Source organism: Novosphingobium sp. (genome assembly GCF_036803765.1).
Taxonomy (GTDB): Bacteria; Pseudomonadota; Alphaproteobacteria; order Sphingomonadales; family Sphingomonadaceae; genus Novosphingobium.
In genome coordinates this window covers 1-14,872 of record NZ_DAIRTS010000005.1, presented here as the reverse complement: position 1 = coordinate 14,872, position 14,872 = coordinate 1, and the positions used below count along the sequence as shown (strand labels likewise).

Here is a 14,872-nt window from a genome sequence, read left to right as displayed (position 1 = left end):
GGGCGCGAGCGCGGCGCTTGCCAGCCCGAGGCTTCGACAGGCTCAGCCCGAGCGGTGGGGGAGGAATCGTCTTACCCAACCCCCGTTCGCCCTGAGCATGTCGAAGGGCCCCAGAGCCCCGCCCCTCAGTCCAAATTAGGCCGCAGCCAGCGCTCCGCTACCGCCAGATCCACCCCGCGCCTTGCCGCATAGTCGGCCAGCTGGTCACGGCCGATCGTCGCCACGCCGAAATACTGGCTATCGGGATGCGCGAAGTAGAACCCCGAGACCGCCGCAGTCGGCAGCATCGCCTGGCTTTCGGTCAGGGTAATGCCGGCGTTGCCGGGCGCGTCGAGCAGGTCGAACAGGATCGGCTTGAGGCTGTGGTCGGGGCACGCGGGATAGCCGGGCGCCGGGCGGATGCCCCGGTATTCCTCGCGGATCAGCGCTTCGTTGGTCAGCTGTTCGCCCGGGGCATAGCCCCACAGCGTGGTGCGCACGTGGCTGTGCAAACGCTCGGCAAAGGCTTCGGCGAAGCGGTCGGCGAGGGCTTTCAGCAGGATATCCGAATAGTCGTCGTGCCCGGCCTGGAAGCGCGCGAGGTGCGGCTCGATGCCGTGGATGCCGACCGCGAACCCGCCGAGCCAGTCGCCCGCCGGATCGACGAAGTCCGCGAGGCTGAAGTTGGCGCGGCCCCGGCTCTTGGCGAACTGCTGGCGCAGGAACGGCAGGCGCACCATGCGCTCGTCGTCCACGGGATGCAGCACGACATCATCGCCATGCCGCGCCGCCGGCCAGAAGCCGCAGACGCCCCTGGCCGTCAGCCACTTCTCGCGGACGATCTGGTCCAGCATCGCCAGCGCATCGGCATGCAGGCTGCGCGCGCTTTCGCCGACCACCGCATCGTCGAGGATGGCGGGATACGTGCCGGCCAGTTCCCAGGCGCGGAAGAACGGCGTCCAGTCGAACGTCTCGATCAGCTCGGCGAGATTCCAGTCGTCGAAGACATGCAGGCCCGGCTGCGCCGGCGGCGCCGGCTTGTGCGCAAAGTCGGCGACGAAGCCGTTGGCGCGCGCGTCCTCGAGGCTAAGCAACTTCGAGCCACCCTTCCCCGCCCGGGCATCGCGCACATGCTGGTACTCGCCCGCGGTCGCGGCGATGAAGCTCTCGGCCTGGGTGTCGGACAAAAGCTGGCTGGCGACGCCGACGGCACGGCTGGCGTCGAGTACGTGCACGACCGCGCCCTCGTAGGCCGGGTCGATGCGCAGCGCGGTGTGGACCTTGCTGGTGGTCGCCCCGCCGATCAGCAGCGGAATGGTCAGCCCGGCGCGCTGCATTTCCTCGGCCACGGTCACCATCTCGTCGAGCGAGGGGGTGATGAGGCCCGACAGGCCGATGATGTCCGCATCCTCGGCCTGCGCCACCTCGAGGATCCTGGCCCAGGGCACCATGACGCCAAGGTCGATCACCTCATAGCCGTTGCACTGGAGCACGACGCCGACGATGTTCTTGCCGATGTCGTGGACGTCGCCCTTGACCGTCGCCATCACGATCCGGCCCTTGGCGCGCGCGCCGGCTTCCTTCTCGGCCTCGATATAGGGGATGAGGTGCGCCACCGCCTTCTTCATCACGCGTGCGGACTTGACCACTTGCGGCAGGAACATCTTGCCCGAACCGAACAGGTCGCCGACGGTGTTCATGCCCTCCATCAGCGGGCCTTCGATCACCTCGATCGGGCGGCCGTTTCGCGCCGCGATCAGGCTGCGTGCTTCCTCGGTGTCCTCGACGATGAACTGGTCCATGCCCTTGACCAGCGCATGTTCCAGCCGCCGCACCACGTCCCAGCCGCGCCATTCCTCGGCGGCCTTCTCGGCCACGGTGTCGCGGCCCTTGTAGCTTTCGGCCAGCGTGATCAGGCGCTCGGTCGCCTCCGGGTGCCGCATCAGCAGCACGTCCTCGCAGGCCTCGCGCAGCACGGGGTCGATCTGGTCGTAGATGTCGAGCTGGCCGGCGTTGACGATCGCCATGTCCATGCCGGCCGGAATCGCGTGGTAGAGGAACACCGAGTGCATCGCGCGGCGCACCGTCTCGTTGCCGCGGAAGCTGAACGAGAGGTTCGACAGCCCGCCCGAGATGTGGACGTGGGGGCAGCGCGCCTTGATCGCGCGCGTCGCCTCGATGAAGTCGAGCGCGTAGCGGTCGTGCTCCTCGATGCCGGTGGCGACGGCAAAGACGTTGGGGTCGAAGATCACGTCCTCAGGCGGGAAACCGATGCCCATGAGCAGGTCATAGGCCCGTGCGCAGATCTCCACCTTGCGATCCCGCGTGTCGGCCTGGCCCTTCTCGTCGAAGGCCATGACGACGACGGCGGCGCCATAGTCCATGCACAGCTGCGCGTGATGGAGGAACGCGGCCTCGCCTTCCTTCATCGAGATCGAGTTGACGATCGGCTTGCCCGATACGCACTTGAGGCCGGCCTCGATCACCTCCCACTTGGAGCTGTCGATCATCACCGGCACGCGCGCGATGTCGGGCTCGGCGGCGATCAGCTTGAGGAACGTGGTCATCGCCTCGACCGCGTCGAGCAGGCCCTCGTCCATGTTGACGTCGATGACCTGCGCACCATTCTCGACCTGCTGGCGCGCGACCTCGACCGCCTTGGCATAGTCGCCTGCCAGGATCAGCTTCTTGAACGCGGCCGAGCCGGTGACGTTGGTGCGCTCGCCGACATTGACGAAGCGCGCGCCGGAGTTCGTGCCGGGCATATCCTGAAGGGTCTGGTCGGTGGTCATCACTGGGTCATCACGAAAGGTTCGAGGCCGGCAAGGCGGGTCAGCGGTTCGGGGCGGGCGGCCTCACGCGGGGGCAGCCCGGCGACCTTGCGCGCCATCGCGGCGATATGCGCCGGGGTGGAGCCACAGCAGCCGCCCAGCACGTTGACCTGTCCCGCCACGGCCCATTCGCCGACGAGGCCGGCCGTGGTGTCGGGCGCCTCGTCGTACTCGCCCAGTTCGTTGGGCAGGCCGGCGTTCGGATAGATCATGATGAGCGTGTCGGCGATCTCGGCCAGCGTCTTGACGTGGGGGCGCAGCTGGGTCGCGCCGAACGAGCAGTTGAGCCCGATCGTGATCGGCCGCGCATGGCGCACCGCGTACCAGAACGCCTCGACCGTGTGGCCCGACAGGTTGCGCCCCGACAGGTCGGTCAGCGTCATCGACAGCATGATCGGCACCTCGCGCCCCAACTGCTGCTCGAGCTTTTTCACCGCCATGATCGCGGCCTTGCAATTGAGCGTATCGAACACCGTTTCGACCAGGATGAAGTCCGCCCCGCCCTCGACCAGCGCCTCGGCCTGCTCGCGATAGACCTCGACCAGGAAGTCCCAGTCGATCTCGCGATAGCCGGGATCGTTGACGTCGGGCGAGAGCGACAGCGTCTTGTTGGTCGGCCCGATCGCGCCGGCGACGAAGCGCGGGCGGCCATCCTTCGCGGTGAACTCGTCCGCGACCCGGCGGGCTAGCGCGGCCGACTGAACATTGATGGCGCGCACGAGATGCTCGGCGCCATAGTCGGCCTGGCTGATGCGGTTGGCCGAAAAGGTGTTGGTCTCGGCGATGTCGGCCCCGGCCGCAAAATAGGCGCGGTGGATCGCCTCGGGCACGTCCGGCCGGGTCAGGGCGAGGATGTCGTTGTTGCCCTTCTGGTCGTGACCGAGGCCCAGATCGCCGGCATAGTCCGCCTCGGTCAGTTTGCGGTTCTGGATTTCGGTACCGAAGGCGCCATCGGTGATGAGGATGCGCTGCGCAGCCTGCGCGAAGAGCGCCTGGCGCGCTGCGCTCGGGGCTAGCCGGGTCATGCCGCGTTCTCCAGGGTGGCGACGGGTGCCGGGCGGCGGCCCAGCAGGTGGCAGATGGCGTAGCTCAGCTCGGCCCGGTTGAGCGTATAGAAGTGGAAATCGCGCACCCCGCCCGCATAGAGCCGCCGGCAGAACTCGGCCGAGACGGTCGCGGCCACCAGCTGGCGCGAGGCTGGATGCGTGTCCAGCCCGGCAAACAGGCTCTCCATCCAACCCGGCAGCGCCGCGCCGCAGGCGGCCGCGAACTTGCGCGTCTGGGCAAAGTTGGAGACCGGCAGGATGCCCGGCAACACCGGCGCGGTGATCCCGGCGGCGGCGAGCTTGTCCTGATAGCGGAAGAAGGTCTCGGGTTCGAAGAAGAACTGGCTGATCGCGCGGCTGGCCCCGGCGTCGATCTTGCGCTTGAGGTTGTCGATGTCGGCCTCGACGCTGGGCGAATCCGGGTGGCTTTCGGGGTAGGCGGCGACCGAGATGTCGAACGGGGCGATCGCCTTCAATCCGGCGACCAGCTCGGCGGCATTGGCAAAGCCTTCGGGATGCGGAGTGAAGGGCACGCCCGGCGCGCCCATGTCACCGCGCAACGCGACGATGTGGCGCACGCCCGCCTCCCAATAGGCTTCGGCCACGGCGCGGATCTCGGCCTTGCTGGCATCGACGCAGGTGAGGTGCGCAGCGGCCGGCAGGCGCGCCTCACGGATGATGCGCGCGACGGTGTCGTGCGTGCGGTCGCGGGTCGACCCGCCGGCACCATAGGTCACCGAAACGAATTCGGGCTGGAGCGGCGCCAGCGTCTCGACCACGTCCCACAGCTGCGCCATCAGCGCATCGGTCTTGGGCGGGAAGAATTCGAAGCTCACGCGGATGTCGCCGGGCAGGCCGGCGAACAGCGGCGTGTCGAGCGCGGTGCGGGCTTCGCGCAACTGGTCGTAGCGGGTCATGGCGGTCAACTCTTGGAAAAGGCAGGAGTGGCAGGGGCGGCGGCGGCCTCGCTTTCGAGCCGGCGTGCGGTCCACAGCTTGACGATCAGTTCGGTCCCGGCAAGCGCACGTTCAGCGAGCGGGGCAAAGCCGGCATCGCCCAGCAGCTTGGCCATCTGCGCATCTGAAAAGCCGAGGCGCGCGTGGGCATGGGCGAGGCGCAGGTCCTCGCGGTCGTGCGCGGCAAAATCGACGATGGCGATCACCCCACCCGGCGCGGTGACGCGCGCGGCCTCGGTCAGCACGGCTTCGGGCGCAAGGGCATAATGCAGCACCTGGTGGAACAGCACGGTATCGAAGGTCGCCGCGGCGAAGGGCAGCGCCAGGAAATCGCCCTGCACCAGGTCGACCCGGCCCGCGGGTAGATCCTGCAACCGCGTGCGCGCCAGACGCAGCATTTCCGGACTCTTGTCGAGCGCGGTGACATGCGCGGCGCGCGCCGCGAACAGTTCGGCCATGCGCCCGGTGCCGGTGCCGACGTCAAGCAGGTGGCCGGGGCCTGTGCCACAGGCGGCCTCGAGCATGGCGAGCAGGGCTGCCTCTACCGGGCCATCGGCGATGTGCAGGCTGCGCAGGCGATCCCATTCGACCGCGTGGCGTGCGAAGTAATCGGCGGCGCTGGTCTCGCGCGTGGCGCGGATGGCATCGAGGTGCTGGCGATCCTCGCGCACTTGGGCCGCGAAATCCTCGTCCTCCTGCTCGGCCAGGGCCAGCACCCGCGCCAGCGCGGCGCCGAGTTCGGAGCGGCTGCCCCTGCGCTGGACGTGCTCGGTAATGGCGGCGCGCAGGAACACCCAGCCGCCTTCACGCCGGCGTTCGGCCAGCCCGGCATCGCACAGGATCTTGACGTGGCGCGAGACACGCGGCTGGCTTTGCCCCAAGACCTGTGCCAGCTCCCCCACGGCAAGTTCCATGCTGGCAAGCAGCCGCATGATCCGCAGCCGCGTGGGATCTGCCAGGGCGCGCAAGGATTCTAGCAGGTTCATGATCATGGCCATATAAAGCATTCTTTATATCGGTCAACGCATATAAAGATTTCCTTATATCCGTTTGCAACACATACGATCGTGATCTCCCCGGCCCCACGCATGCCCTGCGATGAACTGCCAAGTTTGCCATTGGCTTGATCGTGGTGCGCCGATAATACCGATGCTGATGGATCGAACGGCATGGGCAGCGCCCCGCCGTTCGCTCACCGGAACAAGGATGGACCCACGATGAAGAAGCTCTTCCCGCTTGCCGTGCTCGGCGCGGCCGCCCTGTCGCTCAGCGCTTGCGGCCACTCGGACGATGCCTCGTCGGAAGCGACGGCCGACACCGTGGAAATGCCCGCCGACGACCTGCCGGCCACCGACGTCTCGGCTGCGGCGCCTGCCCCGGTCGACGCACCGGCCGCCGACGCCAGCGCCGCCGCGCAGACGCCCGAGGATGCGGCGCGCAGCGCGGCCGACAATGCCGCTGCCGCAGCTGACGCTGCCAAGGCTGCAGCCGCCGCCGCCGAAGCCGGCAACACCGCTGCCGACACCGCTGGCCAGAAGATGTAAGCGGCGCGGGCGGGGGCAAGGCGCCTCCGCCCGTCCCTTGCCCCGACGCGCCCGACAATGCGGCATCCCCTGACGCTTGCGCTCTGCCTCCTGCTCGCCGCGTGCCAGCAGGACAGCGATCCCGGCCCCGGCGGGGTCACCCGGGGCGAGGCGCGCGCCCTCGACGAAGCCGCTGCGATGCTCGACAGCCGCCCGGCCCCGCCGCCGCTGGTCGATGCCACGGCGCCAGCCGATGCTACTGCGCCCGCCGATGCGGCCAGCGCAGCCGCCGACGACACCGCCGGCTGAGAATCAGCAACCGAGCGAGCAGCCTTCGCAATCGAGCGTGGTCTCGATCTGCACGGTCGTATGGCCGATCCCGAAATCATGCTCGAGCGCATGGCCCAGCTCGACCAGGAAGCGGTCGCCGGGATGGCCGGCGGGCATGACGAGGTGCGCGGTGAGCGCGGTCTCGGTCGTGCTCATCGGCCAGATATGCAGGTCGTGCACGCGCGTGACGCCGGGCAGTGCCGCGAGATGGTTCGACACCGCCGCCGGGTCGATGCCCGAAGGCACCGCCTGCAGCCCGAGCTTGAGCGAATCGCGCGCCAGGCCCCAGGTGCCCACCGCGATGACCGCGACGATGACAAGACTGACCACCGGGTCGATCCACGACCAGCCGGTGTACCAGATCGCCAGCCCCGCCAGCACCACGCCGGCCGAGACCGCCGCATCCGCCACCATGTGCAGATAGGCACCGCGCAGGTTGAGGTCGTGCTCGCTGCCGCGCATGAACAGCAGCGCGGTGGCGGCGTTGATGACGATGCCGATACCGGCGACGATCATCACCGGCCCCGGCGCCACCGCCTCGGGCGCCCACAACCGGCGCAGGCTTTCCACCAGGATCGCGCCCAGCGCCAGCGCCAGCAGCCCGGCATTGGCGAGCGCGGCGAGGATCGAGCTGGACTTGAAGCCGTATGTGAAACGCCCCTGCGGCGGGCGCGAGACCAGCACGCTGGCGCCCCAGGCCATGAACAGGCTCAGGACGTCGGACAGGTTGTGCCCGGCATCGGCGACCAGCGCCATCGACCCGCTGGCAAGCCCATAGCCGGTCTCGACCGCAACGAACGCGGTGTTGAGCGCGATGCCGATGGCAAAGGCGCGGCCGAAGCTCGCGGGGGCATGACTGTGCCCGTGCCCGTGCCCGTGCCCGTGCCCGTGCCCATGCCCGTGATTGTGGCCGGGTGTGTGGCCGTGGGCATGATCGTGCGCGTGATGGTGGTGGCCGGCAGACATAACGCCCGCTTACCGGCAAAGCGCGGCGCGGCAAAATTAAAACCCGGCAACGCGCAAGCGCCCGAAACGGAAAGACCCGGCACCGCTGGGCGGTACCGGGCCTGTCTCGAGTTCCGGCCTGACCTTAGGCGGCGGGCAACAGGTGCCGTTCGCCGGCGATCCGCTGCATCGCCTTCTGCAGCTTTTCGAAGGCGCGCACCTCGATCTGGCGCACGCGCTCGCGGCTGACGTTGTAGACCTGGCTCAGCTCTTCCAGCGTCTTGGGATCGTCGACGAGGCGGCGATCGGTCAGGATGTGGCGCTCGCGCTCGTTGAGGCTGCCCATCGCCTCGACCAGCATGTCGTGGCGGAAGTGCGCTTCCTCGGCATCGGCGACGGTCTCGTCCTGCAGCGGACGATCGTCCTGCAGCCAGTCTTGCCAGGTGCCTTCGCCGTCCTCGCGCAGCGGCACGTTCAGGCTGGCATCGCCACCCATGATCATGCGGCGGTTCATGTTGATCACTTCCTGCTCGGGCACGCCGAGGTTGGTCGCGATCGTCCGCACGTCTTCGGCCGAGAGATCGGTGTCCTCGAACGCCTCCAGGTTCTTCTTCATGCGACGCAGGTTGAAGAACAGCTTCTTCTGCGCGGCCGTGGTGCCCATCTTGACGAGGCTCCACGAGCGCAGGATGAATTCCTGCATCGAGGCCTTGATCCACCACATCGCATAAGTCGCAAGGCGGAAACCCCGATCGGGCTCGAACTTCTTGACGCCCTGCATCAGGCCGATGTTCCCCTCGGAAATCAGCTCGGACACGGGCAGGCCATAGCCGCGATAGCCCATGGCGATCTTGGCGACGAGTCGCAGGTGGCTGGTCACCAGCTGGGCGGCCGCCTCGGGATCGGCATGCTCCTGGTAGCGCTTGGCGAGCATGTATTCCTGCTCAGCCGTCAGCACGGGAAACTTGCGGATTTCCGAGAGATAGCGATTGAGGCTGGCCTCGCCACCCAGAGCCGGAACGCTGGCCGGGGCCTTGGCCACTGAAGTCTTCCTGCTCACCTGAACACATCCTTTCGTCGCGTCAGTTCCCCGATGGAAAACCTCTAACGAGCATTCCCCGGTGGGGCCACACATCCTTTTGGTACACAGTGATCGATATAGACCATGAATACCGTCAAGAACCGCCCAGTTCGATTATCAGTTCCTGCATGTCGACGGGCGTCGGGCTGGTAAAATGGAGCGCTTCACCGCTGATCGGGTGAATGAACCCCAGTTCTGCCGCGTGAAGAGCCTGACGGGCAAAGCCGAGTCGGGCCAATACGGGGCGAATACGGGGAGGAGCGCGTCCATAGACAGGGTCTCCCAATAGCGCATGACCCCTTGATGCAAGGTGAACACGCACCTGGTGGGTTCTCCCCGTCTCGAGCCGGCACTCGACCAATGCGGCGCCATCGAGCGGTGCCAGCGTCCGGTAGTGAGTCACGGCATGCTTGCCGCGCCCGTCCTCGACCAGCGCCATCTTCTTGCGATCGTGCGTCGATCGCGCGATCGCGCCGCGGATCGTACCGGCGGCGGGCATCGGCTGGCCGGCGGTGACGGCGCGATAGGCGCGCGTGATCGAGTGATCGGCGAACTGGCGCGCCAGCCCCTCGTGCGCGGCGTCGCTCTTGGCAACGACCAAGAGGCCCGAGGTGTCCTTGTCGATCCGGTGGACGATCCCCGGACGCGCCACGCCGCCGATGCCCGACAATTCGCCCCGGCAATGATGCAGCAGCGCGTTGACCAGCGTCCCGTCGGGATTGCCCGCCGCCGGATGGACGACCAGCCCGGCCGGCTTGTCGATCACGATCAGCGCCGCGTCTTCATAGGCCACCGTCAGCGGAATGTCCTGCGCGACGGTCTCGAGCGGGGCGGCCGCCGGCACGCGGATGGCGAACGCGGCGCCCTCGGCCACCTTGAGCGAGCCCTGTCGCGCCGGCTTGCCATCAAGCTCGACGCGCCCGTCCTCGAGCAGCGCCTTGACCCGCTCGCGCGACAGTCCGCTGGCCTCCGCCAGTGCCTTGTCGAGCCGTCCGGGCGCCCCGATCGCGCCGGTCAGAATGTCTTCGAAATCCCCCATTGGAAAGGGGATATGGGGATGGAAGGGCCCGCAAACAAGGGTATGGTCATGGGCGATGAGCTTCCACGCCTACCTGCTGCGCTGCGCGGACGGATCGTTCTACGCCGGCCACACCGACGACCTGGAGCGCCGGATCGCGCAGCACGATGCGGGCACGATGCCGTGCTACACCCTAACGAGGCGCCCCGTCACGCTGGTGTGGCACGAAAGGTTCGGCACCAGGGAGGAGGCGCTCGCCGCTGAGCGCAAGATCAAGGGCTGGTCGCGCGCGAAGAAGGAAGCGCTGATTGCCGGGGACTGGGCAAGGGTAAGCGCCTTGGCCAAAAACCGCCAGGGCCAGGCGGGAGGGGGCTTCGACGAGCTCAGCCCGAACGGGGATAGACTGGATGCCCCATCGACCGCCCGTCGTGATCCTGCCGAAGGGCATCCCCCACCACACGCAGCGCCCGCGTCCTTCGACAAGCTCAGTACGAACGGGGGGCGGGAAAGCCCGCAAGTCTACACCAGCCAAACCCCACCAAACTCCGTTCGCCCTGAGCCTGTCGAAGGGCCCATCCCGCCCCGGCCAACGCCCGCGTCTTTCGACAAGCTCAAGACAAACGGAGGGCCGGAGCACCCGCAAACCGGCACCAGCCACACCCCACCAGGCACCGTTCGCCCTGAGCCTGTCGAAGGGCTCCTGCCATCACGCCCGGCGCCCTTGTCCTTCGACAAGCTCAGGACGAACGGAGGGCAGAAATCCCCGCAACCCCACGCCACGCTCGTCCGTGCCGCTCACGCCGCCATCCTCGCTGCCACCCACGCCGCGCACCCGTGCGAGGCCTGCGGCCTGTTGCTCGGCCACGGCAGCCACATCGCCCAGGCGATCCCCACCGCCAACGTGGCGCCCGATCCGCTGCGCCATTTCGAGATCGACCCCGCCGCGCTGATCGCGGCACACCGCGCCGCGCGGGCAGGCGGCCCTCAGGTGCTGGGCTATTTTCACTCGCACCCCAACGGCCTTGCACGCCCCTCCGCCACCGATCAGGCGCAGGCTGCGGGCGATGGGCGGATCTGGGCGATCGTCGCGCAAGGGGCGGTTACACTCTGGTGCGACGCTCCCTCCGGTTTCGCAGCGCTTTCCTATCGCGTTGCGGACGGGTAAGGCGCACAGTGCGCATGGCGGCGCGACAGCGCGCGCTGCGTTTTGGCAAAGGCTTATCCACGTTCCATGACCATCGCCTCCCTCGATCTCGCCAGCCTGCTCTGCTCGCGGCTTTGCCATGACCTGTTGAGCCCGGTGGGCGCGCTGACCAACGGACTCGAACTGCTCGCCGAAGAGCGCGACCCCGAAATGCGGCAGAAGTGCTTCGAGCTGCTGGAGCAGAGCGCGGCCAGCTCGGCCAACAAGCTGCGCTTCTTCCGCCTGGCGTTCGGCGCGGCGGGCGGCTTTGGCGAGATGGTGCCGGTGGCCGAGGCGCGAGGCCTCGTCGATGCGTTGGTCGCGGCCAATCCGCGCGTCACCGTGCAATGGGCGATGCCCGACGACATGCTGCCCAAGGCCGCGATCAAGACGCTGCTCAACCTCGCGCTGATCGGCATGGAAGCGCTGGTGCGTGGCGGCGTGCTCGACATCGCCGGCGAAGTGCGCAACGGCGCGAGCGAACTGGTGATCCGTGCCACCGGGCCGCGCATCGCCTTCGACCCCGTCGTGGGCCAGGCCCTCGCCGGAACGCTGGCGCCTGCCGACCTCAGCAGCCGCACCGCGCCCGCCGCGATGCTGCACCAGCTGGCCGAAGGGCTCGGCGGAGGCTTCCAGGTCCACGTCGCAGCCGAGGCGCTGGTGCTCGGCGCGGTCCTCCCCGTCCGCTGACCGCGCGAGAGGCACCGCCTTGGCCATGCACCGCTGGCTGGTGAACCGCGACGAGCCGTCACCCAACTTCAACGAGCGCCGGCTGCCGGTGTCGATGGTCGTGCTGCACTACACCGGCATGCGCACCGCCGCCGAAGCGCTGGAACGGCTGAAGGACCCGGCCGCCGAGGTTTCGGCGCATTACCTCATCGACGAGGATGGCACGATCGTCCGCATCGTCGACGAGAGCCAGCGCGCCTGGCATGCCGGCCGTGCGTTCTGGCGCGGGATCACCGACGTCAATTCCGCCAGCATCGGAATCGAGCTGGTCAATCCCGGCCACGAGTTCGGGTATCGCCCGTTTGCCGATGCCCAGATGGAGGCACTGGTCCCGCTTCTGGGCGACATCGTCGGGCGGCACGACATTCCCCGTGCCAACGTTGTCGGCCATTCGGACGTGGCCCCGGCGCGCAAGCAGGATCCGGGCGAGCTGTTCGACTGGGACCTGCTGGCCCGCTACAACCTCGTGCTCTCGCGCCCGCGCCCCAAGATGCGCCTGCTCTACGACAACGAGGGCGCGTTCTTCCTGGCGCTCGAGCGCTTCGGCTACGACGTCAGCGACAAGGCCGCGGCCGTCGCCGCGTTCCAGCGCCGCTGGCGCCCGCACAAGATCGACGGCGAGGTCGACGGACAGATCGGTGCATTGCTGTTCGAGCTGCTGTTGGCGCGCGACCTCGGCCATGCTAGGTGACGCCCACGCACCGGGGAGCCGGGCAGCCGCGTCATCACTTCGCCTGATGCCGAGGAAAGTCCGGGCTCCACGAAACAAGGGTGGCGGGTAACGCCCGCCGGCCCGGCCACAAGCCGGGCAAGGGAAAGTGCCACAGAGAGCAGACCGCCAACGGGGCTTTCAGCCCCCGGCAAGGGTGAAAGGGTGCGGCAAGAGCGCACCGCGCGACCGGCAACGGAAGCGGCATGGCAAACCCCACCCGGAGCAAGACCGAATAGGGGCAACACGCATTCTCGCGAATGCAGGCGGGTTTCGCGCCAGTTGCCCGGGTTGGTTGCTGGAGCGGCCTGGCAACAGGTCGCCGAGAGGAATGGCTGCCCGTGCCGATACGGTCCACGCGTGGGATACCGTCGGCACGACAGAACCCGGCTTACAGGCTCCCCGGCGCGTATCTTCGGTTTTGAATGGCAGGTTGCGCGCGCGTCCTTCGACAGGCTCAGGACGAGCGGCGGTGGCTTGAAGTTGGAGTGCCGCGGATAAGGGAGATCGCGCGTTCGACGCCGGTCCCCCTTCCCGTTCGCCCTGAGCTTGTCGAAGGGCCCCGAGGGCACGCACGGCGTCAGCGTCCTTCGACAGGCTCAGGACGAACGGCGGTGGCTCATAAAAATTTCCAGCCTCAGCCCAGCGCGGTGGCGATCCGGCGCAGCGCTTCATCGAGCGCAGCATCGTCTGCCGCGAACGAGATGCGAAAGCCCGCCGCGCCGCCGAAGGCCGAGGCGGCGACCACCGCCACGCCATGTTCGAGCAGGTGCAGCGCCAGCGCCTCGTCATCCCCGAAGCGGTCCATCACCGGGGCGGCATCGACCATGCAATAGAAGGCGCCATCGGGCAGCGGGGCGCTGAGGCCGGGGATCGCGTTGATCGCCGCCACCACCCGGTCGCGGCGGGTGCGGAAGCGTTCGCGCCATTCGCCAAGGAAGTCCTGCGGGCCGGCGAGTGCCGCGGTCGCTGCCGCTTGCGCAATCGAGCACGGATTGCCGCTGTTGTGCGACTGCAGCTTGCCCATCGCCGCGATCAGCCAGGCCGGCCCCGCCGAGACGCCGATGCGGAAACCCGTCATCGCGTGGCTCTTCGAAACGCCCGAGACGGTGAGCACCCGATCGGCGAGGTCCGGGCAGACCACGCTCAGCGTGGCATGCGCGCCCGCGCCGTAACGCAGCGGCGCATAGATGTCGTCGCTCAGCACCAGCACGCGAGGATGACGCCGCAGCACCGCCCCCAGCGCCGCCAGTTCCTCGGCCGGATAGGTCGCGCCGGTGGGATTGCCGGGGCTGTTGAGCAGCAGCCAGCGCGTGGCAGGCGTGATCGCGGCCTCGAGCTGGGCGGCGGTAATGCGGAAGCCACCGGCTGCCTTGGTCGGCAGGTCGACGACGGTCGCCCCGGCAAAGCGGACGATCTCGGGATAGCTGACCCACCACGGCGACGGGATCAGCACGTCGTCGCCCGGATCGAGCGTCGCCAGCAATGCCTCGAAGATCGCCTGCTTGCCCCCGGCGGTCACGATGACCTGCGCCGGCGGCACCACGATGCCGAGGTCACGCGCGAAATGCAGCGCCGCCGCCTCGCGCAGCGCGGCCGTGCCGGCGACCGCGGTATAGCGCGTCTGCCCGCCGTCGAGCGCCGCCTTGGCTGCCTCGATCACGTGCGCCGGCGTCGCGAAATCGGGCTCGCCCACCGAGAGCGAGATGATGTCGCGCCCCGCCGCGCGCAGCTCGATCGCGCGGTCGGTCATGGCATTGGTGCGCGAGGGCGCGATGCGGCGCAATGCCGCGCTGGTCGTCTGGTCGGTCATGGCGCTCAGCCCTGCCCGAAAAGCCGGGCCGGCATCAACCCGCGCACCGCATTGCCGATGAAGAAACCGCCCGCCAGGTCATCCAGCACGACATCGCCCTCGACCGCGCGTCCGGCCTCGATCAGGCTGGCCCGCAGCACGCCGGGCAGCAGGCCGTGTTCGCGGCGCGGGGTGACCAGCACGCCGTCCTTCTCGACGAACAGGTTGGTGAAGCTGCCCTCGGTCAGCAGCCCGTCGTCGCGGCGCAGCAGGGCCTCCTGCGCACCCGCACGGCGCGCAGCCTTGAGCGCCGCTTCGTAGAAACCACGGTCGCTGGTCTTGTGGCGCAGGCGCCAGTCGCTCTCGGACACCGGCAAGGACAGCACCGCACAGACCGCGGGGCTGGCAAAGGGGGCCGGCATCGGCGCGGCCTCCAGCGCATGGGCGCCGCTCCGGGCCACCACCAGCCGCACCTTGGCGGGCGCATTGAGATCGAAGCACAGCGCATGGATCGCGTTGCGCACCGCATGGCGATCGAACGCGAAGCCCAGCGCCAGCGCGCTCTGTTTGATCCGCTCGAGATGCCGCTCGAGCAGCGCGATGCCCTCGGCAGGATCGAAGGCCATGGTCTCGATCAGGTCGGCATTGCCGGCATTGAGGCGCAAGAAATTCCCCTTCACGACGCATTCGCGCCATTCGCCGAGCATCGCCGAATCCGCGACCACCGCCGAACCCACCCCCATGGTGGCC

Annotated in this window: 14 protein-coding genes and 1 other RNA gene; 6 read left to right on the top strand and 9 right to left on the bottom strand. The window is 68.4% G+C overall.

Translation table 11 applies throughout. The features are described from left to right. Positions 1-125: 125 nt before the first annotated feature. From metH to V7Q48_RS04495, 4 genes are read right to left on the bottom strand one after another with little or no spacing between them, the layout of a single operon-like run. Positions 126-2,744 carry a methionine synthase gene (gene metH / locus V7Q48_RS04510; protein WP_333836728.1) on the bottom strand — a complete coding sequence of 873 codons (2,619 nt, stop codon included), beginning with the start codon at positions 2,742-2,744 and terminating at the stop codon, positions 126-128. A gap of 26 nt (positions 2,745-2,770) precedes the next feature. After that, a complete protein-coding gene (locus tag V7Q48_RS04505) occupies positions 2,771-3,835 on the bottom strand; it encodes a homocysteine S-methyltransferase family protein (protein ID WP_333836533.1) in 1,065 nt (354 codons plus the stop codon). Continuing rightward, positions 3,832-4,773 carry a methylenetetrahydrofolate reductase [NAD(P)H] gene (metF, locus tag V7Q48_RS04500; RefSeq protein WP_333836532.1) on the bottom strand — a complete coding sequence of 314 codons (942 nt, stop codon included), beginning with the start codon at positions 4,771-4,773 and terminating at the stop codon, positions 3,832-3,834. The genes V7Q48_RS04505 and metF overlap by 4 nt, the downstream gene beginning before the upstream one ends. A gap of 5 nt (positions 4,774-4,778) precedes the next feature. Beyond that, the gene (locus V7Q48_RS04495; RefSeq protein WP_333836531.1) at positions 4,779-5,810 is read right to left on the bottom strand and encodes an ArsR/SmtB family transcription factor; all 1,032 of its coding nucleotides are present in this window, start codon (positions 5,808-5,810) and stop codon (positions 4,779-4,781) included. 219 nt (positions 5,811-6,029) lie between these two features. Between V7Q48_RS04495 and V7Q48_RS04490 the strand changes: the two genes are divergently transcribed. After that, on the top strand, positions 6,030-6,356 hold the full coding sequence (locus V7Q48_RS04490) for a hypothetical protein (protein ID WP_333836530.1): 327 nt from the start codon (positions 6,030-6,032) through the stop codon (positions 6,354-6,356). A 57-nt stretch (positions 6,357-6,413) separates the two neighbouring features. Then, entirely contained in the window at positions 6,414-6,644 is a 231-nt protein-coding gene (locus V7Q48_RS04485) for a hypothetical protein (RefSeq protein WP_333836529.1), read from the top strand. 3 nt (positions 6,645-6,647) lie between these two features. On the opposite strand, the gene V7Q48_RS04480 is transcribed toward V7Q48_RS04485, so the two are convergent. The 3 genes from V7Q48_RS04480 to V7Q48_RS04470 form a co-directional block, all read right to left on the bottom strand. Beyond that, on the bottom strand, positions 6,648-7,631 hold the full coding sequence (locus V7Q48_RS04480; RefSeq protein WP_333836528.1) for a cation diffusion facilitator family transporter: 984 nt from the start codon (positions 7,629-7,631) through the stop codon (positions 6,648-6,650). Between the two features lie 124 nt (positions 7,632-7,755). Further along, positions 7,756-8,670, bottom strand: a complete 915-nt coding sequence (gene rpoH / locus V7Q48_RS04475; RefSeq protein ID WP_333836527.1) for an RNA polymerase sigma factor RpoH — start codon at positions 8,668-8,670, stop codon at positions 7,756-7,758. Between the two features lie 115 nt (positions 8,671-8,785). Further along, entirely contained in the window at positions 8,786-9,730 is a 945-nt protein-coding gene (locus tag V7Q48_RS04470; protein WP_333836526.1) for an RluA family pseudouridine synthase, read from the bottom strand. Between the two features lie 55 nt (positions 9,731-9,785). On the opposite strand from V7Q48_RS04470, the gene V7Q48_RS04465 reads away from it, so the two are divergent. The 4 genes from V7Q48_RS04465 (at position 9,786) to rnpB (ending at position 12,740) form a co-directional block, all read left to right on the top strand. After that, positions 9,786-10,874, top strand: coding sequence for a Mov34/MPN/PAD-1 family protein (locus V7Q48_RS04465; protein ID WP_333836525.1), 1,089 nt, complete (start codon positions 9,786-9,788; stop codon positions 10,872-10,874). Positions 10,875-10,940: 66 nt separating this feature from the next. Further along, positions 10,941-11,582, top strand: coding sequence for a histidine phosphotransferase family protein (locus V7Q48_RS04460; protein WP_333836523.1), 642 nt, complete (start codon positions 10,941-10,943; stop codon positions 11,580-11,582). Positions 11,583-11,607: 25 nt separating this feature from the next. Further along, entirely contained in the window at positions 11,608-12,312 is a 705-nt protein-coding gene (locus tag V7Q48_RS04455) for an N-acetylmuramoyl-L-alanine amidase (RefSeq protein WP_333836522.1), read from the top strand. A 10-nt stretch (positions 12,313-12,322) separates the two neighbouring features. Then, an RNA gene (gene rnpB / locus V7Q48_RS04450) (RNase P RNA component class A) lies at positions 12,323-12,740 on the top strand. Between the two features lie 227 nt (positions 12,741-12,967). Here rnpB and V7Q48_RS04445 read toward each other — a convergent pair. Both V7Q48_RS04445 and V7Q48_RS04440 read right to left on the bottom strand, forming a co-directional pair. Then, complete coding sequence (locus tag V7Q48_RS04445; protein WP_333836521.1) at positions 12,968-14,143, bottom strand: pyridoxal phosphate-dependent aminotransferase; 1,176 nt, start codon at positions 14,141-14,143, stop codon at positions 12,968-12,970. Positions 14,144-14,148: 5 nt separating this feature from the next. Next, positions 14,149-14,872, bottom strand: a 724-nt coding sequence (locus tag V7Q48_RS04440) for an aminotransferase class IV (RefSeq protein ID WP_333836520.1), incomplete at its 5' end; no start/stop codon positions are given.